We start from the raw sequence: 23,947 nt of genomic DNA, 5'->3' as shown, positions 1-23,947 counted from the left end.
CTTCTGACCGGCGCCCGTCTGAACGGCGCCCTCCTGAGCTGCGCATTCCGAACGATCTTCCGCGATACGAAACGGGGAAGCGAGTTGTCGTACCCCCGTGCGAGACTCGCCTACATGCTGGGTGTCACCGATCTTCCGACCTATCTCGTGGGCCTCGTCCTCATCATCCTGCTGCCGGGGCCGAACTCGCTGTACGTGCTGTCCGTCGCCGCCCGCAAGGGCACGCGGACCGGGTACAAGGCCGCCGCGGGCGTCTTCACCGGCGACGCGGTGCTGATGACGCTGGCCGCGCTCGGCGCGGCCTCGCTGCTCCAGACCACGCCCCTGCTCTTCATGATCGTGAAGTACGCGGGCGCGGGCTATCTGGCGTGGATGGCGTACGGGATGATCCGGTCGGCCTGGTCGATGTGGCGCTCCCGGCACGACGCCGCCGACGAGGAGGGCGCGGGGGTCGCGGCCGACGCGGGGGAGAACCCGTACCGCAGGGCGCTGATCATCAGCCTCTTCAACCCGAAGGCGATCCTCTTCCTGATCTCGTTCTTCGTGCAGTTCGTTGACCCCGGGTACGCCTACCCGGCGCTGTCGTTCCTCGTCCTCGGCACGCTGCTCCAGATCAGCAGCTTCCTCTACCTCACGATGCTCATATTCGGCGGCACCAGGCTCGCCACCGCGTTCCGGCGCCGCAGGCGCCTCTCGGCCGGCGCGACCACCGCCGCGGGCGCCCTCTTCCTCGGCTTCGCCGCGAAGCTCTCGCTCAGCAGCACCGCTTGATCCCGACACTGTTGTGAGGCTGCCTCCGCTGCGCGGGGCTCCTTCCCCACCCCGCCCCTTCCCGAACTGGGGGCAAGCCCTCAGGCCCCGTACGGCCTGCGGCCGTGTCCTCAAGCGCCGGACGGGCTGATTTTCGCCCGCCAGGGCAAAATCCAGCCCCGCCGGCGCTTGAGGCGCGGGGTCCGGGGCGGAGCCCCGGTTACGGGAAGGGGCTGGGTGGGGAAGGGAGCCCTCCTACCTCGCCAGCACCCGCTTCAGCTTCAGGGCCCGCCGGGCCAGCCTGCGGACCTTCGGGTGGCGGGGGACCGGGATGCCGCCGGGGAGGCCGAGGACCGTGAGGCGGCGGAGCTTGAAGTAGTGCCGGGTCCGCTCGGCGAAGGGGCCCGAGAGGTGGCGGACCGCCGCGTCGCGCAGGTCCGGGCGGATCTTGGGCTGCATCGCGAAGCCGACCGCCGCGACCAGGCCCGCCAGGGCCTCCGCGTCCCAGTCCGCGTCCGGGGCCTGCGCAGCCTGCGCGACGTCCGCCTCCAGGTCCGGGACGAGCGCGTCGACGAGGGTCGCCGGGACGCGGTTGCTGTTCTGGTACGGGGTCAGCCGTTCCAGGAGCATCCGGGTGCCGACCCGGGCCACCGGGATCCCGTAGAAGGCGTGCGCCGTCATCAGCGCCGTCGAGAAGCAGCCCACCACCAGGGCGGGGCGCTGCTCCCGGTACACCACCTCGGCGAGCACCGGCCGGTCCAGGACGGTCAGTTCGGCGCCGAGCGCCTCCGCCTCCTGGGCGAGCCGCCGGGTCCAGGCGTCCGGCGCCGTGGGGTGCGGCTTGAAGACGAGCCGCCGGTGCCCGCGCGCGATCGCGCCCCGGACCATCCGTACGTGCAGCTCCTCCTCCTCGGCCGGGCTGAGCAGCGAGAGCGCCGCCAGGTACTGGCCGAGCAGCAGCGCCGGGCCGTCCTCACCGGAATCCGAGGGAGCGGCCGAACCCGCGAGCTCCGCCACCACCTTGGTGAACGCCTCCGCCGGCACCACCTCCGCCTCGGGCCCGAACTCGCCGAGCAGCAGCGGCGCGAGCCCCGGCACCAGGTCGAGGTGGAGCAGCCGCCGGACCCGCTCGCCGACCAGCGGGTCGATCTTGTTACGGGTGGGGCCGTAGCTCATCAGGCCGTCGGCGTACACGTCGAGGACCGCCTCGGGGAACAGCCGCGCGATCGTCAGCGCGGGCGCCACCTGCACGGACTCCAGGGCGATCTCGATCCGGTCGTCGCCGAGGTCCCAGATCTTCCGCAGATGGCGTTCGAGCAGCGGTACGTCGTCGTTCCGCGGCGACCAGCCCGCCGGGTGCAGCGGCTCGATGGCCTCGTTCCAGGACAGTACGGTGTCGAAGCGCCCGCGCAGCTTCTCGAAGCCGGGCATCTCGTCGAGGGCGGGCGTGGTCTCCGGTACCGCCGCGTTGTTGCCGACGAGCAGCAGCCGCCGGTCGGCCGGGCCGAAGCAGCCGCTGTCCAGGGCGGCGGCCAGCGTCGCCGCGCCGTACAGCGTGGAGGCGTAGAAGATCTGAGTGGTCCTCACGCGGCGACCCCCGAGCCCGTGGTCCGGGCGAGGGAGCCCGCGCGGCGCCGGCGCAGCTTGCGCAGCCCGCCCGCCCGCTCCTCGTCCATCGAGGACAGCGCCTCGCCGAGCACGTCCTGGGGCATGCGCTTCAGCGCCGCCGCACTCATCGAGCGCAATTTCTTCGCCACCGCCGGTTCGAATCGTTCAATGGAGGAGACGTGGTGCGAAATGAGGGCGCAATACGTACGGACGGCTTTCGGGAGAAGCCGCTCCGCGTCCACGTCGTTCGCCGTTTCTTCGATCACCTGATCGAAAGCCCGGATGAAATCGAGTTGTCGGATATCGCCGATCTGCGTGAGAGAAGTGGAGACGCCCCGACGGTAGAAGATCCCGAGCGTGCTCACCGCCGCGAAGGACTCCGCCTCCCGGTGCAGCTTCCAGATCCACGGCCGGTCCTCCGCCGTCCGCAGACCGGGGGTGAAGTGCAGCAGCCCGCGGTCGAGCAGCCGCCGGTGGTACATCCCCGCCCAGGCGTACGGGTAGTCGACGGAGGTCGTCCGGTGGGCCGGCAGGATCGCGTCCCGGGGGCGCAGCACCTCGTTCCGCAGCCCGATCGGAGCGCGCTTCACCGACCGGACGCGGCCCGTGTTCACCACGTGGTCGGTGCGGACGAAGTCGCAGCCGAGCCCGTCCATGGCCGTCACCAGGCGGGTCAGGTGGCCGGGGGCCAGCCAGTCGTCGCCGTCGAGGAAGGCGAGGTACTCGCCCCTGGCGGCGTCGAGACCGGTGTTGCGCGCCGTGGCGAGACCCTGGTTCTCCTCGTGTCGGAGCAGGACGGCCCCCGGGATCTCGCGCGCGGCCCGCTCGAGGATCTCCGGCGTTCCGTCCGTCGAGCAGTCGTCGACGAGCAGGAATTCGAAGTCCTCGCGGGCATTCGCGCGCAGGCTTGTCAGGGTGTCGGGGGCGTATGTCTGCACGTTGTAGAACGGCACGACGACGGAGAGCTTGACCACCCGGCCGACGCTAGGCGCCGGTCCGGCCTTCGTTCTGGACGACAGAGGGATGTTCGGTGAACACGAAGAGGCGGGCGCCTTAACCGCCCCCGATCCTGTCCGTTTTCAACGTGCGGGAAGGCTCTGTTCACCGTTTGTTGTGGCTCAGTTGGGCCACCGAACGAATTGCCTATCTAGCGTCCTCGACGTGCCAGCAAGTACACATGAACGAGTACGCATTGCCGTACTCGCCGACTCGGACACCCGGTGGAAATGGGGCGCGCTCACCGCGCGCCGTATAGCGGCTTCCGAGCCCACCGGATTCGTCCTGCGAGGTCGGGCCACTCCCACCGCACGCCAGCTCGCCGAGACCGGGGTGTCCGACACACCCCCGCGCGAGGTGACGGGCGCGGAGTTCCTTCGTGAGGTACGGGACGGAGCGTACGACCTCGTCGTCCTCGCCCTCGTCGGCGGCACGGTCCGCGCGGTCCTCCAGGGGATCGCCGACCTCGGCCTGGAACGCCGCCCGGTGATCGTCACCGGCTATGTCGGAGTCGTCTACGAGAAGCTCGCCGACGGCCTCCTGCTGCGCCACGGCGCCGACGTCGTCCTCGCCAACTCCCGCCACGACGCGGAGCGTTTCCGCGCCGTGTACGAAGGAGTGGGCGCCGACGCCTCCTCGGTGGTGGAGGCCGCGCTGCCGTTCCTCGGCGGCGCGCCCTACGCCCCCGAGGCCGGCCGGGACACCCTCGTCTTCGCCGCCCAGCCGTCCGTGCCGGTCACCCGCGCCGACCGCGCGTACCTGCTCCGCAGGCTCGTCGACCACGCACGAAAGCACCCGGGCCGTGAGGTGCTGCTCAAGCTCCGCTCCAAGCCGGGCGAGCACACCACCCACCTGGAGGAACTGCCGTACCAGAAGCTGGTGCGCGACCTGGACGTCCCGCCCAACTTCCGCCTGGTGTACGGGCACATGGGCGAGGTCCTGGACCGCACCGACCTGATGGTCACGGTCTCCTCCACGGCCGCGCTCGAAGCGCTGCACCGGCGGATCCCCACGGCGATCCTCAGCGACATGGGCGTCCGCGAGGTCCTCGGCAACCACCACTTCATCGGCTCGGGGCTGCTGACCTCCTTCGACCGGCTCGACGCGGACATCCGCCCGAAGCCGGACGAGGAGTGGCTCTCCCGCCAGGGCGTGGCCGCCGACGGTTCGTACGAGAAGGCCTTCGACGCGGCCCGCGAGCGGGTCGCCGAGCTGCTCGCCGGACCCGCGCTCCCCCCGATCGACCCCTACTACACAGCGGAGACGGCCCCCGGCTACCTGCCCGGGATCCTCGCCCGCCACCGCCTGGACGTGACCGCGACCCCGACCCGCGACAGCGGGCTGCGCCGGATCGTCCGGGAGGCGGCGCGGGGCGCGTACCGCCACGGCGTCCAGCGCGTGGCACCCGTCATCCGCCGTCTTGGAGAACTCTGATGACCACGACCGTGCTTGCCGTCATCCCGGCGCGGGGCGGTTCCAAGGGCGTCCCCGCCAAGAACCTCGCCCCGGTCGCGGGCGTCCCACTGGTCTCCCGCGCCGTCCGGGCCTGCCTGGACGCCCGCCTGGTCACCGACGTCGTCGTCTCCACGGACGACGCGGCGATCGCCTCCGCGGCCCGCGCGGCCGGCGCCGAAGCGGTCCACCGCCCGGCGGCCATCGCGGGCGACACCGCGACCAGCGAGTCGGCCGTCCTGCACGCCATGGACGCCTTCGAGGCGACCAGCGGCCGCCGCGTGGACGTGGTCCTCCTCGTCCAGTGCACGAGCCCCTTCATCACGGCGGAGGAGGTCAACGGCACCGTCGAGCGGATCACCGAGGGCGGCGCCGACACGGCCTTCACGGCCGCCCCGAGCCACGGCTTCCTGTGGCGGGAGACCCGCGAGGGCGGCACAGGCGTCAACCACGACAAGGCCTTCCGCCCCCGCCGGCAGGACCGCGAGCCCGAGTACCTGGAGACCGGCGCCGTCTACGCGATGGCCGCCGAGGGCTTCCGTACCCACAACCACCGCTTCTTCGGCCGTACGGAGATCGTCGTCACCGACCCCCTGCGGGTCCTGGAGATCGACGACCCGCACGACCTGGCCCGCGCCCGCGCCCTCGCACCGCTGCTCGACACCCCGGTCGTCCCCGGCTTCGAGGACATCGACGCCGTGGTCCTCGACTTCGACGGCACGCAGACCGACGACCGCGTCCACCTCGACTCCGAGGGCCACGAGTTCGTCTCCGCGCACCGCGGCGACGGCCTCGGCATCGCGGCCCTGCGCCGGGCCGGCGTGCCGGTCCTGATCCTCTCGACCGAGCAGAACGCGGTGGTCGCCGCCCGCGCCCGCAAGCTCCAGATCCCCGTCCTGCACGGCATCGACCGCAAGGACCTCGCCCTCAAGCAGTGGTGCGAGGAACAGGGCATCGACCCGCAGCGCGTCCTCTACGCCGGCAACGACGTCAACGACCTCCCGTGCTTCCACCTCGTCGGCTGGCCCGTCGCGGTGGCGAGCGCGCACGACTCCGTACGGGCTGCCGCCCGTGCGGTGACCCTCACCCCCGGTGGCTCAGGCGCCGTCCGCGAGATCGCGGCGTGGCTCCTCGGGCCCGAGCTCCTCTCCCCCAACCGCTAAGGAACACCAGAACCATGACCTCTCGCCTCCGCACCTTCGGCAGCAAGACCGCGGGCCCCGGCCACCCCGTCTACGTGACCGGTGAGATCGGCATCAACCACAACGGTGACCTGGAGAACGCGCTCGCGCTCATCGACGTGGCCGCCGAGGCCGGCTGTGACGCCGTGAAGTTCCAGAAGCGCACGCCGGAGATCTGCACCCCGCGCGACCAGTGGGACATCGAGCGCGACACCCCCTGGGGCCGGATGACCTACATCGACTACCGCCACCGCGTGGAGTTCGGTGAGGACGAGTACCGCGCCATCGACGAGCACTGCCAGAAGCGCGGCATCGACTGGTTCGCCTCCCCGTGGGACACCGAGGCCGTCGCCTTCCTGGAGAAGTTCGACGTCCCGGCCCACAAGGTCGCCTCCGCCTCCCTCACGGACGACGAGCTGCTGCGCGCCCTGCGCGACACCGGCCGCACGGTCATCCTCTCCACCGGCATGTCGACGCCGAAGCAGATCCGTCACGCGGTCGAGGTCCTCGGCTCGGACAACATCCTGCTCTGCCACGCGACGTCCACGTACCCGGCGAAGGCCGAGGAGCTCAACCTCCGCGTGATCAACACGCTGAAGGAGGAGTACCCGAACGTCCCGATCGGCTACTCCGGCCACGAGACGGGCCTGCAGACCACGCTGGCCGCCGTCGCCCTCGGCGCCACGTTCGTCGAGCGTCACATCACCCTCGACCGCGCCATGTGGGGCTCCGACCAGGCCGCGTCCGTCGAGCCGCAGGGCCTGCAGCGCCTGGTCCGCGACATCCGCACGATCGAGACCGCGCTCGGTGACGGCGTCAAGAAGGTCTACGAGTCGGAGCTCGGCCCGATGAAGAAGCTCCGCCGGGTCCAGGGGTCTGTCGCCGCATGACCGGCCGGCTGGCGTTCGTCGAGAGCCCTGTCCAGCTCCTGAACGTCCTGGAGTGGGCGCACGCCCAGACCCTCACCGTCGGGGGCACGACCGCCCCCGACGGCCGAGGGGCCGCGATACACGCGGCCGAGCAGCCCGGGGGCCCGACGGCCCCCGCCGCCGACGCGCGCACCGCCCGCGTCGGCGACCAGGCCGGTCTCCCGGCCGACGGCCAGGTGCCCACGGGCTCCACCGCGCTGGGCTCCACTCCCGCCAGCTCCCAGGGCCCGCAGGGCCCTTTCGGCCCCCAGGGCCACGAAGTCGCGTCCGAGTTCACGCTCGTCGTGCTCTCGCCGACCGACCCGATGTCGCGCGGCCAGCTGCGCCGGATGGCGCAGCTGGCCCGCGACGACGGGTTCACCGTCCGCTGGCAGGAGGCCCGCGGCGGGCGCGGCTCGCTCACGCGGACCCTGCGGGAGCTCGCGCCCCTGCTGCGGTCCGCGGAGCGGATCATCGTCGGGGACCCGTTCTCCCGTTACGTCCAGCTGCTCCTGACGCTCTTCGCGCCCAAGCACCTCACCGTCGTCGACGACGGCACCGCGACCATGGAGTACGCCGCCCAACTGGCCCGGGGCGAGCGCCTCGTGCGCTGGCACCGGCGCGGCGGCAGCCGGGGGCCGCGCGAACTCGTGCTCGCCCCGGTCACCGCGGCCGCGCGCCGCAAGCTCGCCCCCAACGGGCGCCGTACGGTCGAGATCTTCACCTCGCTCCCGGTCGAGGCGCCGCCCGGGACCACGGTCACCCGGAACACCTTCGCCTGGACCCGGTCCCGCTTCGGCCCGCCCCGCATCACCAAGGGCGCCGACCTGGTCGGTACCTCGCTGGTCGAGACGGGCGTGGTCGACGCCGACCAGTACGCCCTCGCCGTCGCCGAGCTGGCCCGCGTCCACGGCGCGACCCGCTACTTCGCGCACCGCAGGGAGTCCACCGAGAAGCTGCACCGGATCGCGGTGGAGACCGGTCTGGAGATCGTCCGGCCCGACCTGCCGCTGGAGCTGATCGCCCGGCGCGGCCCGATCGGCCGTACCGTCGTCAGCTTCCCCTCGACCGTCGTGCACACCCTGCCGCTCGCGCTGGTCGGCACCGGGGTCAAGGTCGCCGTCTGCGAGATCGCGCCCGAGTGGCTCCGGGAGACCGCTTCCCCGCGGGCCCAGGGCTTCCTCGCCGGGGTCACGGGCACGGCGGCGCACGAGGTGGACCGGCTGACCGCCCAGTCGAGCCAGGCCGCCCAGTCCACACAGGCCGCCCAGCCCGCCCAGCCCGCACAACGGCTCGAATTCGGGTGAGCTTACCCAGAAGGGATGGCGGTCAAGCCTGCCGAACCGAGATTTTTTACCCTATCGGGCTGAACTTTTCGTGATCAACGGGCAGTTGGTCTCCGAAGGGGCCTACCCTTCAAAAGGTGAACCAGTTGAAGTCCCGTGAGCCCGGCTCCGTCGCTCTGCCCGGAACGCTGTCCCCCTCGCTGCGCGGCGAACTGATCGCCTTCCGTCGCGACTTGCACATGCACCCCGAGCTCGGCAACCAGGAGTTCCGTACGACCGCGGCGCTGAAGGCGCGCCTGGAGGCCGCCGGACTGGCGCCGAAGGTCCTCGCGACGGGCACGGGACTCGTCTGTGACATCGGCACCTGGGACCGGGCCCGTCCCATGCTGGCGATCCGCGCCGACATCGACGCGCTGCCCATCCCGGACGTCAAGACCGTCGCGTACCGCTCCACCGTGCCCAACCGGGCCCACGCATGTGGACACGACGTCCACACCACCACCGTCCTGGGCGCCGGTCTGGTCCTCGCCGAGCTCGACCGGCAGGGGCTGCTCCCCAACGCCGTACGGCTGATCTTCCAGCCCGCCGAGGAAGTGCTGCCCGGCGGCGCCGCCGACGCCATCGAGTCCGGGGTCCTGGACGGGGTCGGCCGGATCATCGCCGTGCACTGCGACCCGAAGGTGGACGCGGGCCGCATCGGGCTGCGCCCCGGCCCCATCACCTCCGCCTGCGACCGTCTCGAAGTCACCCTCGACGGTCCCGGCGGCCACACGGCCCGCCCGCACCTCACCACCGACCTTGTCACCGCCGCCGCCCGGATCGCCATCGACGTGCCGGCGCTGCTCGCCCGCCGCGTCGACGCCCGCTCCGGACTCGCGGTCACCTGGGGCCGGATCGCGGCCGGCCATGCCTGCAACGTCATCCCGCAGCACGCCGAGCTGTCCGGCACCGTCCGCTGCCTCGACCTGCCCGGCTGGCGCGAGGCCCCGGACCTGGTGCACGCGGCGATCGACGAGATCGCCACCCTGCACCGCGCCAAGTCGACCATCAACTACGTGCGCGGAGTCCCCCCGGTCGTCAACGACCCGGTCATCACCGAGCTGCTCGGAAACGCGATGACCGCCCGGCGCGGCCTGTACGCGATCGAGGACACCGAGCAGAGCCTCGGCGGCGAGGACTTCTCCTGGTACCTGGAGCACGTCCCGGGCGCCATGGCCCGCCTCGGCGTCCGCACCCCCGGTGACACGACACGCCGGGATCTGCACGCGGGCGACTTCGACGTGGACGAGGAGGCGATCGAGGTCGGCGTCGAGCTCTTCACCGCCGCCGCCCTGATCGACGCGGCTCCGAAGCGCTGACGTCCGGGCCTGCCGGGCCGGACCCGGACGGCCGAAACGCCGTTCATCCATTCGGCCCAACGGCCCGCGCGTCGGTGCGCGGGCCGGGTCCGAATCCCGTCAAGGGCGTGTATAACCGGCGGTGCTGGGTCGGTCGCCCCAGGTGGCCCTTCTTAACGGTCTTCCTGGCCGGTTCGCGACGATCCGATAACGACTCATGAACGGGTCTTTAACTGACATCTACGCGCGTTACGATCCACGCGAAACCAGCGCCGGAAGAGGCGCTTTCGGTCAGTCTCGAAGGGACCCTCCTCTTGCGCCGGGTATCCAAGATCGTTTCCGCGTCCATCGCGACTGCGGCCCTCGCTCTCACCGCCACCGCTTGCGGTGAGTCGTCCACCGAGTCGAACTCCGACTCGGGCACCATCAAGGTCGGCATGGCCTACGACGTCGGCGGCCGTGGCGACAACTCCTTCAACGACTCCGCCGCGCGCGGGCTCGACAAGGCCAAGGCCGACCTCGGCGTCGAGACCAAGGAGCTCACCGCCAAGACCGGTGAGACCCCGGCCGACCGCGAGCAGCGCCTGGCCTCCCTGGCCGAGGGCGGCTTCAACCCGGTCATCGGTGTCGGCTTCGCCTACAAGGACGCGATCGACAAGGTCGCGGCCAAGTACCCGAAGACCACCTTCGGCCTGGTCGACTCGGTCTCCGAGGCGAAGAACGTCGACTCGATCGTCTTCACCGAGGAGCAGGGCTCGTACCTCGCCGGTGTCGCGGCGGCGCTCAAGTCCAAGGACGGCAAGATCGGCTTCATCGGCGGCGTCGACATTCCGCTGATCAAGAAGTTCGCCGCCGGCTTCCAGCAGGGCGTCAAGGACACCAAGCCGGACGCCTCGGTCCAGATCCAGTACCTGTCCACCGGCACGGACATGTCCGGCTTCGGCGCTCCCGACAAGGGCAAGGCCGCCGCCAAGGGCATGCTCGACAAGGGCATCGACGTCATCTACGCCGCCGCGGGCGGCTCGGGCGCCGGCGCCATCGAGGCCGTCGCCGCGAAGCCGGGCACCTGGGCGATCGGCGTCGACTCGGACCAGGCCAAGGACCCGGCCCTGTCGAAGTACGCCGGCTCGATCCTGACCTCGGTCGTCAAGAACGTCGACACCGGTGTCTTCGAGCTCATCAAGTCGGTCCAGGACGGCAAGCCGATCACCGGCACGCACGTCTACTCGCTGGCCGAGGACGGTGTCTCGCTGACCACCACGGGTGGCCACCTCACGGACATCCAGGCCCAGATCGACGAGGCGAAGAAGAAGATCGTCGACGGCCAGATCAAGGTCGCCACGACCCTCTGACATCCGTCGGAGGGGGGCCCGGAGAGCGGCTTCGGCCGACACTCCGGGCCCCCTTCACACGTACCCCCGTGGGCAGTTGAACGATTTTCCTGATGCTACGCGCGTAGCGCGCGGCCCACAGGGTATTTTTCGCCACCGACAGCGCCTGCGTTCCCGTCTCGTCCTCCTCACGCTCCCTGCCTAGGAGAGTGCGTCATCAAAGCCTCCAGCCCCAGCAGTCCGAACGCCGTAGAACTCCGCGGCATCACCAAGCGTTTCCCCGGAGTCGTGGCCAACCACGACATCGACATCACCGTGCGCCGCGGCACCGTGCACGCCCTCGTGGGCGAGAACGGCGCGGGCAAGTCGACCCTGATGAAGATCCTGTACGGCATGCAGAAGCCGGACGAGGGCACCATCACGGTCGACGGCGAGCAGGTGACGTTCCACAGCCCCGGCGACGCCATCGCGCGCGGCGTCGGCATGGTGCACCAGCACTTCATGCTCGCGGACAACCTCACCGTCCTCGAGAACGTCGCCCTCGGCTCCGAGAAGCTCTACGGCATCGGTGACAGGGCCCGCGCCAAGATCAAGGAGCTCTCCGACGCGTACGGCCTCGGCGTCCGCCCCGACGTCCTCGTCGAGGACCTCGGCGTCGCCGACCGCCAGCGCGTGGAGATCCTCAAGGTCCTCTACCGCGGCGCCCGCACCCTGATCCTCGACGAGCCGACCGCCGTGCTCGTCCCGCAGGAGGTCGACGCGCTCTTCGACAACCTGCGCGAGCTCAAGGCCGAGGGCCTGACGGTCATCTTCATCTCGCACAAGCTGGGCGAGGTCCTCTCGGTCGCCGACGACATCACCGTCATCCGGCGCGGCACGACGGTCGGCACCACCGACCCGAAGCACACCACGACCAAGCAGCTCGCCGAGCTGATGGTCGGCGCGGAGCTGCCCTCGCCGGAGACCCGCGAGTCGACGGTCACCGACGTGCCCATGCTGACGGTCAAGGACCTGTCGCTGAGCGCCGTCGACCCCGACGGCGTGGTCCGCGCGGTCCTCGGCGGGATCACCCTGACCATCCACAAGGGTGAGGTGCTCGGCATCGCCGGCGTCGAGGGCAACGGTCAGTCCGAGCTCGTCGACACGATCATGGGCATGCGCAACGCCGACCGCGGCGTCGTGACCCTGGACGGCGCCGACATCTCCTCCGCGCCCACGCGCAAGCGGCGCGAGGACGGCATCGGCTGCATCCCCGAGGACCGCCACCGGCACGGTCTGCTCCTGGAGGCCCCCCTCTGGGAGAACCGCATCCTCGGCCACGTCACCGAGAGGCCCAACTCCAAGGGCCCCATCCTCGACCTCAAGGCCGCCCGCAAGGACACCGAGCGGATCGTGCGCGAGTACGACGTCCGTACCCCCGGTATCGACGTCACCGCGGCCTCCCTCTCCGGCGGCAACCAGCAGAAGCTGATCGTCGGCCGCGAGATGAGCCACAACCCCAAGCTGCTGATCGCCGCGCACCCCACCCGGGGCGTGGACGTCGGCGCGCAGGCGCAGATCTGGGACCAGATCCGCGAGGCGCGCCGCGACGGCCTGGCGGTGCTGCTGATCTCCGCCGACCTGGACGAGCTGATCGGCCTCTCCGACACCCTGCGCGTCATGTACCGCGGGCGTCTGGTCGCCGACGCCGATCCGGCGACCATCACCCCGGAGGAGCTCGGCTCGGCCATGACCGGCGCCGCCGCCGGTCACCTTGAGCACGATGAGAGCCCTGAGGGCACCGACGGCCCGGAGGACGAGGCCCGATGAAGAAGTTCGACAAGGAGCGGGTGCTCCTCGGCATCGCGGCACCGCTGCTCGCGATCGTCGCCGCCTTCCTGATCACCGCCCTGGTGCTCGCGGCCACCGGCAAGGAGCCGTTCAGCGCCTTCGGGATCATGTTCGACTACGGCATCAAGTCGGACAGTCAGGTCTACATCATCAACAAGGCGACGACGTACTACCTGGCGGGCATCGCGGTGGCCATCGGCTTCCGCATGAACCTGTTCAACATCGGTGTCGACGGCCAGTACCGTCTCGCCGCCTTCTTCGCCGCCGCCGTCGGTGGCGCGCTGACCCTGCCGGGCATCGTCCAGATCCCGCTGATCATCATCACCGCGATGATCGTCGGCGCCATGTGGGCGGGCATCGCCGGTGTCCTGAAGACCACCCGGGGTGTCAGCGAGGTCGTCTCGACGATCATGCTGAACTTCATCGCGACCTCGATCATCGCCTACCTCCTCCAGCCCGGCCGCCTCGGCCACCTGGACGCGGCCGGCACCAAGGTCGCCACCACCCCGCTGCCGGAGTCCTCGCACTTCTTCGAGTTCCCGACCACGCCGACCCCGATCTACGGCTTCGTCGTCGTCGCGGTCATCGCGGGCATCGGGTACTGGTTCACGCTCTCCCGCACCCGGTTCGGCTTCGACCTGCGCACGGTCGGCCAGTCCGACACGGCCGCCGCGGCCAGCGGTGTGAACGTCAAGAAGATGGTCGTCACCTCCATGCTGATCTCCGGCGCGATGGCCGGTCTGATCGGTATGCCGACGCTGCTCAACGACAGTTACGAGTTCGGCGGCGACTTCCCCGTCGGCATCGGCTTCACCGGTATCGCCATCGCCCTGCTCGGCCGCAACCACCCGATCGGCATCGCGCTCGCCGCGATCCTCTGGGCCTTCCTGGAGCGTGGCGGCCAGCAGCTGGAGTTCGAGGACTACGACAGGGAGATCGTCGGCGTCATGCAGGGCGTCATCGTTCTCTGCGTCGTCATCGCCTACGAAGTCGTCCGCCGCTACGGCCAGAAGCGCCAGCAGCGTCAGGTCGGCGAGAAGCTCGCGGCCCAGGCCCGTTCCAACAACTCGACGGAGGTGTCGGCGTGAGCGCCACGGCGACTTCCACCCCGCCGCCCGCCGCGCCCAAGGCGGCCGGTGGCAAGGGCGGCCGCACCCGCCTCTCCCTGCCCTGGATCCTGCTGATCGTGGCGGGCGGGCTCATCGCCCTCTCCGCCGTCCGGGTCATCACCGGCGCGCAGGACCTCACCTCGGCCGGCCAGATCAGCGCCGCGCTCTCCCTCGCCGTGCCGATCGGCCTCGCCGGTCTCGGCGGCCTGTGGTCCGAGCGCGCGGGCGTGGTCAACATCGGCCTCGAAGGCATGATGATCCTCGGCACCTTCTTCGGTGCCTGGGCCGGCTGGCAGACCAGCCCCTGGATCGGCATCCTCGCCGGCATCCTGGGCGGCATGTTCGGCGGTCTGCTGCACGCGGTCGCCACCGTCACCTTCGGTGTCGACCACATCATCTCCGGCATCGCGATCAACATCCTCGCGGTCGGCATCACCACGTACTTCGCCAAGCTCTGGTTCAACTCCGGCGAAGCCGCGGCCAAGGGCGGCAGCCCCAAGCAGTCCCCGCCGGCCGAGGACATCACCTCGATCACGATCCCGGGCCTGTCCGACTGGCTGGCCGACATCGAGAAGCACCACTGGTTCCTGATCTCGGACATCGCCGGCATCCTCGGCGGTCTGGTCACCAACCTCTCGCTGGTCACGATCCTCGCCGTGCTTCTCGTCATCGCCACGTTCTTCGTGCTGTGGAAGACCTCGTTCGGTCTGCGCCTGCGCTCCTGCGGCGAGAACCCGATCGCCGCCGAGTCCCTGGGCGTCAACGTCTACAAGTACAAGTACATCGCGGTGATCGTCTCCGGCGGTCTCGCCGGTCTCGGCGGCGCCTTCCTGTCGCTGGTCACCTCGCACATCTACAACGAGGGCCAGACCGGTGGCCGCGGCTACATCGGCCTCGCGGCGATGATCTTCGGCAACTGGCGGCCGGGCGGCCTCGCCATGGGCGCGGGCCTGTTCGGCTTCGCCGACGCGCTCCAGCTGCGCAGCGGCGGCGAGTCGGTGCACGCGCTGCTCCTGCTGCTGTTCGCGGTCCTCGTGGCGATCGCCGCGTGGAAGGCGTACAAGAAGCGCTGGATCACCTCGTCCATCGCGATCGTCATCGGCGTCGGCGTCTTCATCTGGTACCTCGGTACCGACACCGTCCCGGTCGAGTTCGTCGGCGCCACGCCGTACGTCGTCACCCTGCTGGTGCTCGCGCTCTCCGCGCAGCGCCTGCGGATGCCCAAGGCGGACGGCATGCGGTACCGCAAGGGCGAGGGCAAGTGACCACGCCCGTCACCGAAGCCGACTGGGAGGCCCTGCGGGAGGAGGCGAGGGACGCCATGTCCCGCGCCTACGCCCCGTACTCGGGCTACCCGGTCGGCGCGGCGGCCCGGGTCGACGACGGCCGCACGGTCTCCGGCTGCAACGTGGAGAACGCCTCGTACGGCCTCGGGCTGTGCGCGGAGTGCGGCCTCGTCTCGCGGCTCCAGGCCACCGGCGGCGGCCGGCTGACCCACTTCGTCTGCGTGGACGGCGAGGGCGCGCCCCTGGTGCCGTGCGGACGGTGCAGGCAACTGCTGTACGAGTTCGGCGGCCCCGACCTCGTACTGGAGACCCCGGCGGGCTTCGTCACGCTGGCGGAGATGCTCCCGCAGGCCTTCGGCCCGGACCACCTGGCCAAGTAGTACCTAGGAGCGGCCCTTCCGGCACCATGGGAGGGCCGCTCTCTCCTCTTCCCCCTCTATGCGCGTAGAAAGAGGCACCACCATGGACGTCATCTCCGTCATCCGCACCAAGCGGGACAAGGGCGAGCTGAGCCCGGAGCAGATCGACTGGGTCATCGACGCCTACACCCGCGGCGTGGTCGCCGACGAGCAGATGTCCGCCCTGGCGATGGCGATCCTGCTCAACGGCATGAACCGCGCGGAGATCGCCCGCTGGACCGCCGCGATGATCGCGAGCGGCGAGCGCATGGACTTCTCCTCGCTCTCCCGCCCCACCTCGGACAAGCACTCCACCGGCGGCGTCGGCGACAAGATCACCCTGCCGCTCGCCCCGCTCGTCGCCGCCTGCGGCGCGGCCGTGCCGCAGCTCTCCGGCCGGGGCCTCGGCCACACCGGCGGCACGCTGGACAAGCTGGAGTCGATCCCGGGCTGGCGCGCGCTGCTCAGCAACGCGGAGATGCTGAACGTCCTGGACACCACCGGCGCGGTGATCTGCGCGGCGGGCGACGGCCTGGCGCCGGCCGACAAGAAGCTCTACGCGCTGCGCGACGTCACGGGCACCGTCGAGGCGATCCCGCTGATCGCGAGCTCGATCATGTCGAAGAAGATCGCCGAGGGCACGGGCTCGCTGGTCCTGGACGTGAAGGTCGGCTCGGGCGCGTTCATGAAGACCATCGAGGACGCCCGCGAGCTGGCCTCGACCATGGTGGGCCTGGGCACGGACAGCGGCGTGAAGACGGTGGCGCTGCTCACCGACATGTCGACCCCGCTCGGTCTGACCGCCGGCAACGCCCTGGAGGTCCGCGAGTCCGTCGAGGTCCTCGCGGGCGGCGGCCCCGCGGACGTGGTCGAGCTGACGATCGCGCTCGCGCGCGAGATGCTCGACGCGGCCGGTATCAAGGACGCGGACCCGGCGAAGGCGCTCGCGGACGGCTCGGCGATGGACGTCTGGCGCCGGATGATCGCGGCCCAGGGCGGCGACCCGGACGCGACCCTCCCGGTCGCCCGCGAGCAGCACGTCGTCACGGCCCCGTCCTCGGGCGTCCTGACCCGCCTGGACGCGTACGACATCGGCATCGCCGCCTGGCGCCTCGGCGCGGGCCGTGCCCGCAAGGAGGACCCGGTGCAGGCGGGCGCGGGCGTCGAGCTGCACGCCAAGCCGGGTGACACGGTCACGGCGGGCCAGCCCCTGCTCACCCTCCACACGGACACCCCGGAGAAGTTCGACTACGCCCTCAAGTCCCTGACCGGCTCCTGGGACATCGCCCCCGAGGGCACGGCGTTCACCCCGAACCCGATCGTCCTGGACCGCATCGCCTGAGCCGATCCCCTGAGCCACCGGCTCCCCGCTCCGATGAGTTCCGGGCGTCGGACGGGTCTGACTGGTGTGGACACCAGTCAACCGCTCGAACTGACCCTGGCGGCCCGCGCCACCCCCGAGGAGGTGGCGCGGGTGTGCGCCCTGCTCGAAGGGGTCCCGCCCACCGACGTCATCTGTGACGTCGGTGGGCTCGTGCACGCCGACCTCGCCGCCGTCGACGCGCTCGCCCGGCTCCGGCTCACCGCCGGGCGGCTCGGGCACCGGCTGCGGTTCCGGGGCACCGGGAGCGAGCTGCGTCTCCTCCTGGACCTCGTCGGACTGGCCGACACCGTCCTCTGAGGTCAGCCCTCCAGGCGCTCCGGCAGGTCGAAGAGCGGGAACCAGCGCTTGGTGTCGAGGAAGAAGTCCATCCCGCCGACCTTGCCGTCCCGCAGCTCCAGGACGATCAGCGCCCACGGGCTGTATCCGCCCTCCGGGTCCGGGTGGTAGTGCGCGAACGCGGGGGAGCCGTTCGCCACGGTCGGGACCAGCTTCGAGCCCCGGCAGACGTCGCCGACGCCGAGCATCCAGCCCACGATGTCGTCGTGGCCGCGCAGCCACAGGTCGTACGGCGGCATGGACATCGTCGCGTCCTCGTGGAGGAGCGCGGTCAGCGCCTTCATGTCGTACCCCTCGAAGGCCGCGACATAGCGCTCCAGGAGCTCCTTCTGCTCCTCGTCCAGCGGGTCCGCCGTGTCCGAGGCCGCCGGTTCGTTCTCGGCGATCGTCGCGCGCGCCCGCTGGAGCGCGCTGTTGACCGAGGCGACCGTGGTGTCGAGCAGCTCGGCGACCTCGCTCGCCTTCCAGGCGAGCACCTCGCGCAGGATCAGCACCGCCCGCTGCTTCGGCGGCAGGTGCTGCAGGGCCGCGACGAACGCCAGCCGCACGGTCTCCCGGGACACCGCCGTCTCCGCCGGGTCGGCCACCGACGGCAGCACCCGCCCGTCCGGGACGGGCTCCAGCCAGGTGATCTCCGGCCGGGCGTTCAACTGGGCCTGGGCGACCGGCGTCGCGGCCGTCAGGTCCATCGGCCTGGCCCGCCTGTTCCCCGCGTTCAGTGAGTCCAGGCACACGTTCGTCGCGATGCGGTAGAGCCAGGAGCGCAGGCTGGAGCGCCCCTCGAAGGAGTCGAGGGACCGCCAGGCGCGGACCATCGTGTCCTGCACGGCGTCCTCGGCCTCGAAGGACGAACCGAGCATCCGGTAGCAGTAACCGGTCAGCTCCGTGCGGTACTTCTCCAGCTGGGAATCGCGGTCCTCGATCGCCAGGTCACTCATTGCAGGTCCACCCCACTCGCCCCTCACCGGCACCGGTGCTGTGCCGATGAGGGGAAGCTACCGCAGCCCACTGACAACCGGGGTCAGGTTCCCGGCTTCCGCCCGTAGACGAACACGTCGTCGCCGTTCTTGAGCAGGCCCCAGTACGCCTTGGCGTCGGCCGGGCGCATGTTGACGCAGCCGCCCGAGCCCGGAGGGTTCCACATGGACTTGGTCGTGGAGTGGAAGGCCTGGCCGCCGTCGAAGAACTGCGAGTACGGCATGGAGACGTGGTAGATCGTCGACCAGTGGTTGATGCTGCGCCAGTAGATCTTCTTGGCGCCGGTACGGGTCTCGGTCCCGTCCTTGCCCGTACGCACCGGCACCGGCCCGTACTTGAGCTTCTTGCCGTCCTGGATCCAGGTCAGCTGCCGCGTCAGGTCGACGCAGGCGATCCGGCCCTTGTTGGTCGGACACTTCCCGGCCTTGTTCGGGTTCTTCCCTGCGGCCTTCTGCTGGATCATCGTGTCCATCGTCCGCCAGGTCAGCGGACCGGCGTACCCCATGGTCGGGGTGATGCCGTGCGTGCGCTGGAAGGACTGGATCGCCTTGCAGTCGGCGAGCGACTGCTTCCCGTCCGCCGTCCGGCCCAGGAACTTCTCCACCTGCTTCTGGTACGGCCCGGTCGTCACGTTGCACGACGCGGCCTGAGCCGTCCCGGCGCCGAGGGCGACCGTCAGCGGCACCACCATCGAGGTGATGCCGAGGACGATCCCGGCGCGCTTCCGTATTCCGTTCATGATCACCAACTCCCCCTAGGGTCCTAAGATTTAGGACGATCGGGGGAGCGTTCCGGTTGTACGGATCCGGGGCGTATTCAGTGCGCCGTACGGAGGCGGGGGCCGCGCGCCTCGGCCCTGGCCGTGACCCGGGCGCTGTGGCTGCCGTACAGGGTGATCGACACGACGCCGAGGACCGCGACCAGGCCCAGGAGGACCGTGCCGGCCCAGCCGCCGGAGTGGAAGGCGATCGCGCCGAGCGTGCCGCCGACGCTGCTGCCGATGTAGTACGCGGACTGGTAGAGCGCCGAGGCCTGCGCCCGGCCGGTCTTCGCGGTCCGGCTCACCGAGGAGGAGGCGACCGCGTGCCCGGCGAAGAAGCCGGCCGTGATCAGGACCAGGCCCGCCAGGACGGCGGTGAGGCTGTCGGCGAGCGAGAGCAGCAGCCCGGCCGTGGTCGTGCCGACGGCCAGGTAGAGCGCCCCGCGCCGGCCGAGCCGTCCGACCAGCTTTCCGGCCGCGGCCGAGGAGACCGTACCGACGAGGTACACCAGGAAGATCGAGCCGATCACGCCCTGGGGGAGCGAGAACGGGGCCTCGACGAGCCGGTAGCCGATCACGGTGTAGACCGCGCCGAACACGGTCATGAAGAGCGCGCCGATCGCGTACAGCCGCACGAGGAGCGGGTCGGAGAGGTGGGTACGGACGGCAGCGGCGAGCAGCTTGGGGTTGAGCGAACCCGGGGTGAAGTGCCGGGCCTTGGGAATCAGCACCCGGAACACGACCGCGCAGGCCACGGCCATCAGGCCGACCGCGAGGAGCCCTGCGCGCCAGCCCCACATCTGGGCCACCCAGCCGGTGACGATGCGGCCGCTCATGCCGCCGATCGAGTTGCCCGCGACGAAGAGCCCGATCGCGGCGATCAGTGCCTTCGGCCGCACCTCCTCGGCGAGGAACGCCATCGCGGAGGCCGGCAGGCCCGCGAGCGCCGCGCCCTGGACGGCGCGCAGGGCGACCAGCCACTCCAGGTTCGGGGCGAAGGGCACGAGCAGCCCGAGGGCGACCGCGACGGCGAGCGAGACGGTCATCATCCGGCGGCGCCCGAAGCGCTCGGACAGGGCGCTCATCGGGAGGACCAGGAGGGCGAGGGCGCCGGTCGCGGCGGAGACCGTCCAGGAGGCCGCGGAGGCGCTCGCGCCGAACTCGGCGGAGATCGCGGGGAGGAGGGCCTGGGTGGAGTAGAGGAGCGCGAAGGCGGCGAGACCTGCGGCGAAGAGCGCGAAGCTCATCCGGCGGTGGCCGGGCGCTCCGGGGGCGAGACGGGTGTCGAGGGCGGCCGTGCTGGTGGCGACCGCCTCGGTACTGGCAGAAGGCATACAACGAACGTAGGACGATCGGTTTCATGCGTCCAATGCACGGAACTGCTGTAATCGTTCCCATGGTGCATGAGTACAGGTCACAGGGTCGACTGTCACCGAGTAGTTACGAAGAAGACATGGGGCTGCTGCTCGCGCCACGGCTCGCGTACTTCGCGGCGGTGGCGCGGCACGAGCACGTGACGCGCGCGGCGGCGGAGATGGGCGTCCCCCAATCGACCCTCTCCCGGGCGATGGTCCGCCTCGAACAGGACCTGGGGGTCGCCCTCTTCGCCCGCAGGGGCCGGACGGTCTCGCTGACCCCGGCGGGCCGGACGTTCCTCGGCTCGGCCGAGCGGGCGCTCGCGGAGGTGGAGCGGGCGGCCGACTCCGTACGGGCGGACGCGGACCCGTCGGCGGGCCGGGTCGCCTTCGGCTTCCTGCACACGATGGGCTCGGAGACGGTCCCGGCCCTGCTCCGGGCCTTCCGGGCGGACCACCCCCGGATCCGCTTCACGCTGGTCCAGAACTACGGCGAGGCGATGATCGAGCGGCTCCGGGCCGGTGACCTCGACCTGTGCCTGACGTCCCCGGTCCCGGACGCCCCGGACCTGGTGGCCCGCCGCCTGGACGAGCAGCGCCTGCGCCTGGTCGTCCCGGACGACCACCGCCTCGCCTCCCGCAAGCGGGTCCGCCTGGCGGAGGCGGCCGACGAGACCTTCGTGACCCTGGAACCCGGCTACGGGCTCCGCCGCATCACGGACGACCTGTGCGCCGAGGCCGGCTTCACCCCGCGCGTCGCCTTCGAGGGCGAGGAGGCGGAGACCCTGCGCGGCCTGGTCGCGGCGGGCCTGGGCGTAGCCCTCCTCCCGCCCCCGGCGGTCCCCCGCCCCGGCGTCGTGGAACTCACGGTCACGGCCCCCCGGGCGATCCGCGAGATCGGCGTCGCCTGGCTCGACGGCCACCCGGACACCCCTCCGGTGGCCGCCTTCAAGAAGTTCCTTCTCAGCAAGCGCGGCCACCTCCTCCCGGACTGACCGTCCGGGACTCCGCCCCCTACCTGCGCCCCGTCCCGCCGAAGCCCGCCGCCAGCGGCATGCGCAGGCCCAGCGGCGGCGGCGCCGCCAGGGCGTCGGCGAGGGGGCGGGAGTACGGGCGGGCGAAGAGGGTGCCGAGGACGAAGTCCGTCGCCAGGGCACGGACCTCCTCGTGGTACTGGCGCAGCGCGTGCCCGTCCGAGTGGACCTCGAAGCGGCACGTGTCGCGGTTCGCCTTCTTCGCCCGTACCGCAAGGCGGTACGACAACTCCGGGTCCGTGCGCGCGTCGTTGGTGCCGTGTACGAGCAGGATCCGGCGCCCCACCAACTGCCGTACCGGCTCCGGCTCCGCCGCCACGTCGTCCTCCGGCAGCCACGGCGCGAGCCCGAGCACCGCGTCGACCGCCGGGTGCCCCGCCGCCCGCAACGCCGCCCGCGCGCCCATCCCGTGGCCGGCCAGGCAGACCGGGACGTCGCCGTACCGCCGTACCGCCTCCGCCACCGCCCACGACGCGTCCGCCGCCAACGCCGCGTCCGTACCGTTCCAGCCGCGCCCCCGGTACCGCACCACGTGCGCCACCAGGCCCTCCCCGCGCCCCGCCCTGACGAGCTGTCGGCCCAGCGGCAGCAGCGCCGCGTGCGCCCGGACCGAGGCGCCCCGAGCGGACGCGACCTCCCCGTCCGGGAGGAGCAGGACGACACCGCCCACCGCCGTACCGGGGTGCGATGCGCCGACGGGCCGTCCGAGCCGGGGTGTCCGGCTTCCTGCGGTCCCTACGAGTGCGGAGTGCGCCATGGCAGAACAGTCTCAGAAGGCGAGGTGTACGCCATCCGTACGCGCGGTCACTGTTACGTATCGACAAGCGAGTTGAGGAGGGGTGCTCTACGCGCGTAGGGGCTAGAGTGCCGCAATGACGAGCCCTACCCACAGCCTCCCCACCGCGGACCAGATCCGCCGTGCCCCGAAGGTGCTCCTCCACGACCACCTCGACGGCGGCCTGCGCCCCGGCACGATCATCGAACTAGCCCTGGCCCAGGGCTACGACAACCTCCCCGAGACCGAGCCCGACAAGCTCGGCATCTGGTTCCGCGAGGCCGCCGACTCGGGCTCCCTGGAACGGTATCTGGAGACCTTCGCGCACACCTGCGCCGTCATGCAGACCCGCGAGGCCCTCGTCCGCGTCGCCGCCGAGTGCGCGGTGGACCTCGCCGAGGACGGCGTCGTCTACGCCGAGGTGCGCTACGCCCCCGAGCAGCATCTGGAGGCCGGGCTCACCCTGGAGGAGGTCGTCGAGGCCGTCAACGAGGGCTTCCGCGAGGGCGAGCGGCAGGCGCGGGCGGGCGGCCACCGCATCCGCGTGGGCGCCCTGCTGACCGCCATGCGGCACGCCGCCCGCGCCCTGGAGATCGCCGAACTGGCCAACCGCTACCGCGACTCCGGCGTCGTCGGCTTCGACATCGCGGGCGCCGAGGCCGGTTACCCGCCCACCCGCCACCTCGACGCCTTCGAGTACCTCAAGCGGGAGAACAACCACTTCACGATCCACGCCGGCGAGGCCTTCGGCCTGCCGTCGATCTGGCAGGCCCTCCAGTGGTGCGGCGCCGACCGCCTCGGCCACGGCGTCCGCATCATCGACGACATCGAGGTCGCCGACGACGGCTCGGTGAAGCTCGGCCGGCTCGCCGCGTACGTACGGGACAAGCGCATCCCGCTGGAGATGTGCCCGACCTCCAACCTCCAGACGGGCGCGGCGGACTCCATCGCCGAGCACCCGATCGGCCTGCTCCGCCGGCTGCACTTCCGCGCCACCGTGAATACCGACAACCGGTTGATGAGCGGCACGAGCATGAGCCGGGAATTCGAGCTGCTGATCGAGGCATTCGACTACACGCTCGACGACATGGCGTGGTTCACCGTCAATGCGATGAAATCAGCGTTCATTCCTTTCGATGAACGTCTCGCCATGATCAATGACGTCATCAAGCCTGGATATGCCGAGCTGAAGTCCGAATGGCTGTTCCAGCAGACCGCCACGACCAGCGAGTCTGCCGGAAAGGCGGGCTGAGCTAGGGCTTCGGGAGTGGGCCGGGGCGGCCGGGGAACAGCTGACCGGTCGCCTTTCGGTGTTTGCGGGAGTGTCATCCGGTGGCTAAGTTGCAGAGCCGCTCTGCATTCCCCGAATTTCCTCCCCGAAATCCTCAAGGATGATTCTCTGATGAAGCAGTCTGCCGCCAAGACGCTCGGTGTCGCCGCCCTCGGTGCCGCTTTCGCCGCCGCCGCCGCGGGCACGGCCGCCGCCGCCCCGGCGCTGCCCGCCGCCCCCGACGCGCTCGGCGCGGTCACCTCGCTCGCGCCGGTGGGTTCGGACCTCACCGAGCTCCCCCAGGGCGCCACCGAGTCGCTCCTCGGCGGCCAGGCCGCCGTCGACCAGGGCGCCAAGGCCGTCCCGGCCGCCGCCGGCCAGGCGCTGAAGCACGCCCCGCTCGACAACGCCACCGGCGCCCTCGGCAACACCCCGCTCGGCCCGGTCACCGGCCTCCTCGGCGGCCTGCCCGTCGGCACCCTCCCGGTCGGCTGATCACGCCGCACCCGTACGCCCCGTCTCGGGGGACAACCCCCACACGGTTCAGCCCCAACAGCAAAAAAAATGTCTAGGCGCCCCCCCC

At 71.1% G+C, this 23,947-nt stretch carries 22 protein-coding genes; 16 read left to right on the top strand and 6 right to left on the bottom strand.

The features are described from left to right. Nucleotides 1-114 precede the first annotated feature (114 nt). Nucleotides 115-771: a leucine efflux protein LeuE gene (gene leuE, locus ACFWRO_RS15240; RefSeq protein ID WP_384509769.1), complete on the top strand. Its 657-nt coding sequence runs from the start codon at nt 115-117 to the stop codon at nt 769-771. A 234-nt stretch (nt 772-1,005) separates the two neighbouring features. On the opposite strand, the gene ACFWRO_RS15235 is transcribed toward leuE, so the two are convergent. Together ACFWRO_RS15235 and ACFWRO_RS15230 are read right to left on the bottom strand one after the other, a co-directional pair. Continuing rightward, nucleotides 1,006-2,337: an alpha-2,8-polysialyltransferase family protein gene (locus ACFWRO_RS15235; RefSeq protein ID WP_384509766.1), complete on the bottom strand. Its 1,332-nt coding sequence runs from the start codon at nt 2,335-2,337 to the stop codon at nt 1,006-1,008. Further along, nucleotides 2,334-3,332: a glycosyltransferase family 2 protein gene (locus ACFWRO_RS15230; RefSeq protein WP_384509764.1), complete on the bottom strand. Its 999-nt coding sequence runs from the start codon at nt 3,330-3,332 to the stop codon at nt 2,334-2,336. The genes ACFWRO_RS15235 and ACFWRO_RS15230 overlap by 4 nt, the downstream gene beginning before the upstream one ends. A gap of 148 nt (nt 3,333-3,480) precedes the next feature. On the opposite strand from ACFWRO_RS15230, the gene ACFWRO_RS15225 reads away from it, so the two are divergent. The 12 genes from ACFWRO_RS15225 to ACFWRO_RS15170 all read left to right on the top strand — a co-directional run bounded on the left by ACFWRO_RS15225 (nt 3,481) and on the right by ACFWRO_RS15170 (nt 17,153). Then, complete coding sequence (locus ACFWRO_RS15225) at nt 3,481-4,788, top strand: DUF6716 putative glycosyltransferase (RefSeq protein WP_384509762.1); 1,308 nt, start codon at nt 3,481-3,483, stop codon at nt 4,786-4,788. Beyond that, entirely contained in the window at nt 4,788-5,969 is a 1,182-nt protein-coding gene (locus ACFWRO_RS15220; protein ID WP_384509759.1) for a cytidylyltransferase domain-containing protein, read from the top strand. Before ACFWRO_RS15225 ends, ACFWRO_RS15220 begins: the two co-directional genes overlap by 1 nt. 14 nt (nt 5,970-5,983) lie before the next feature. Then, the gene (locus ACFWRO_RS15215) at nt 5,984-6,877 is read left to right on the top strand and encodes an N-acetylneuraminate synthase family protein (RefSeq protein ID WP_384509757.1); all 894 of its coding nucleotides are present in this window, start codon (nt 5,984-5,986) and stop codon (nt 6,875-6,877) included. Then, nucleotides 6,874-8,202, top strand: a complete 1,329-nt coding sequence (locus ACFWRO_RS15210) for a hypothetical protein (RefSeq protein ID WP_384509755.1) — start codon at nt 6,874-6,876, stop codon at nt 8,200-8,202. The genes ACFWRO_RS15215 and ACFWRO_RS15210 overlap by 4 nt, the downstream gene beginning before the upstream one ends. A 116-nt stretch (nt 8,203-8,318) precedes the next feature. Continuing rightward, nucleotides 8,319-9,539, top strand: coding sequence for an amidohydrolase (locus tag ACFWRO_RS15205; RefSeq protein ID WP_384509753.1), 1,221 nt, complete (start codon nt 8,319-8,321; stop codon nt 9,537-9,539). Nucleotides 9,540-9,832: 293 nt separating this feature from the next. After that, the gene (locus ACFWRO_RS15200; RefSeq protein WP_384509751.1) at nt 9,833-10,870 is read left to right on the top strand and encodes a BMP family protein; all 1,038 of its coding nucleotides are present in this window, start codon (nt 9,833-9,835) and stop codon (nt 10,868-10,870) included. Between the two features lie 195 nt (nt 10,871-11,065). Next, nucleotides 11,066-12,658: an ABC transporter ATP-binding protein gene (locus ACFWRO_RS15195; protein WP_384510113.1), complete on the top strand. Its 1,593-nt coding sequence runs from the start codon at nt 11,066-11,068 to the stop codon at nt 12,656-12,658. Beyond that, nucleotides 12,655-13,767, top strand: coding sequence for an ABC transporter permease (locus ACFWRO_RS15190; protein ID WP_384509748.1), 1,113 nt, complete (start codon nt 12,655-12,657; stop codon nt 13,765-13,767). Before ACFWRO_RS15195 ends, ACFWRO_RS15190 begins: the two co-directional genes overlap by 4 nt. Further along, on the top strand, nt 13,764-15,053 hold the full coding sequence (locus tag ACFWRO_RS15185) for an ABC transporter permease (RefSeq protein ID WP_384509745.1): 1,290 nt from the start codon (nt 13,764-13,766) through the stop codon (nt 15,051-15,053). The genes ACFWRO_RS15190 and ACFWRO_RS15185 overlap by 4 nt, the downstream gene beginning before the upstream one ends. After that, the gene (locus ACFWRO_RS15180; protein WP_384509742.1) at nt 15,050-15,454 is read left to right on the top strand and encodes a cytidine deaminase; all 405 of its coding nucleotides are present in this window, start codon (nt 15,050-15,052) and stop codon (nt 15,452-15,454) included. Before ACFWRO_RS15185 ends, ACFWRO_RS15180 begins: the two co-directional genes overlap by 4 nt. 82 nt (nt 15,455-15,536) lie before the next feature. Next, a complete protein-coding gene (locus ACFWRO_RS15175; RefSeq protein WP_384509739.1) occupies nt 15,537-16,814 on the top strand; it encodes a thymidine phosphorylase in 1,278 nt (425 codons plus the stop codon). Nucleotides 16,815-16,880: 66 nt separating this feature from the next. Beyond that, entirely contained in the window at nt 16,881-17,153 is a 273-nt protein-coding gene (locus tag ACFWRO_RS15170) for an STAS domain-containing protein (protein WP_384509737.1), read from the top strand. Nucleotides 17,154-17,155: 2 nt separating this feature from the next. On the opposite strand, the gene ACFWRO_RS15165 is transcribed toward ACFWRO_RS15170, so the two are convergent. From ACFWRO_RS15165 to ACFWRO_RS15155, 3 genes are all read right to left on the bottom strand, one after another. After that, nucleotides 17,156-18,130: a sigma-70 family RNA polymerase sigma factor gene (locus tag ACFWRO_RS15165; protein ID WP_384509734.1), complete on the bottom strand. Its 975-nt coding sequence runs from the start codon at nt 18,128-18,130 to the stop codon at nt 17,156-17,158. A gap of 83 nt (nt 18,131-18,213) precedes the next feature. Next, nucleotides 18,214-18,861, bottom strand: coding sequence for a L,D-transpeptidase family protein (locus ACFWRO_RS15160; protein ID WP_384510110.1), 648 nt, complete (start codon nt 18,859-18,861; stop codon nt 18,214-18,216). 125 nt (nt 18,862-18,986) lie between these two features. After that, nucleotides 18,987-20,264: an MFS transporter gene (locus tag ACFWRO_RS15155; protein WP_384509732.1), complete on the bottom strand. Its 1,278-nt coding sequence runs from the start codon at nt 20,262-20,264 to the stop codon at nt 18,987-18,989. Between the two features lie 62 nt (nt 20,265-20,326). Here ACFWRO_RS15155 and ACFWRO_RS15150 point away from each other — a divergent pair, with 62 nt between their 5' ends. Next, nucleotides 20,327-21,280 carry a LysR family transcriptional regulator gene (locus tag ACFWRO_RS15150; RefSeq protein ID WP_384509730.1) on the top strand — a complete coding sequence of 318 codons (954 nt, stop codon included), beginning with the start codon at nt 20,327-20,329 and terminating at the stop codon, nt 21,278-21,280. A 19-nt stretch (nt 21,281-21,299) separates the two neighbouring features. Here the strand turns inward: ACFWRO_RS15150 and ACFWRO_RS15145 are convergent, their stop codons facing one another. Next, nucleotides 21,300-22,076, bottom strand: a complete 777-nt coding sequence (locus tag ACFWRO_RS15145) for an alpha/beta hydrolase (protein WP_384509727.1) — start codon at nt 22,074-22,076, stop codon at nt 21,300-21,302. A 115-nt stretch (nt 22,077-22,191) separates the two neighbouring features. On the opposite strand from ACFWRO_RS15145, the gene ACFWRO_RS15140 reads away from it, so the two are divergent. Both ACFWRO_RS15140 and ACFWRO_RS15135 read left to right on the top strand, forming a co-directional pair. After that, nucleotides 22,192-23,346 (top strand): adenosine deaminase, encoded by a 1,155-nt coding sequence (locus tag ACFWRO_RS15140; protein WP_384509724.1) that lies wholly within the window; start codon nt 22,192-22,194, stop codon nt 23,344-23,346. Between the two features lie 150 nt (nt 23,347-23,496). Beyond that, nucleotides 23,497-23,859 carry a hypothetical protein gene (locus ACFWRO_RS15135; protein WP_384509721.1) on the top strand — a complete coding sequence of 121 codons (363 nt, stop codon included), beginning with the start codon at nt 23,497-23,499 and terminating at the stop codon, nt 23,857-23,859. The last annotated feature ends 88 nt before the right edge of the window (nt 23,860-23,947 follow it).

This window comes from Streptomyces sp. NPDC058579 (assembly GCF_042718575.1).
GTDB lineage: Bacteria > Actinomycetota > Actinomycetes > Streptomycetales > Streptomycetaceae > Streptomyces.
Note: the sequence above shows the minus strand (reverse complement) of the source record. Positions and strands in the feature narration are given on the sequence as shown.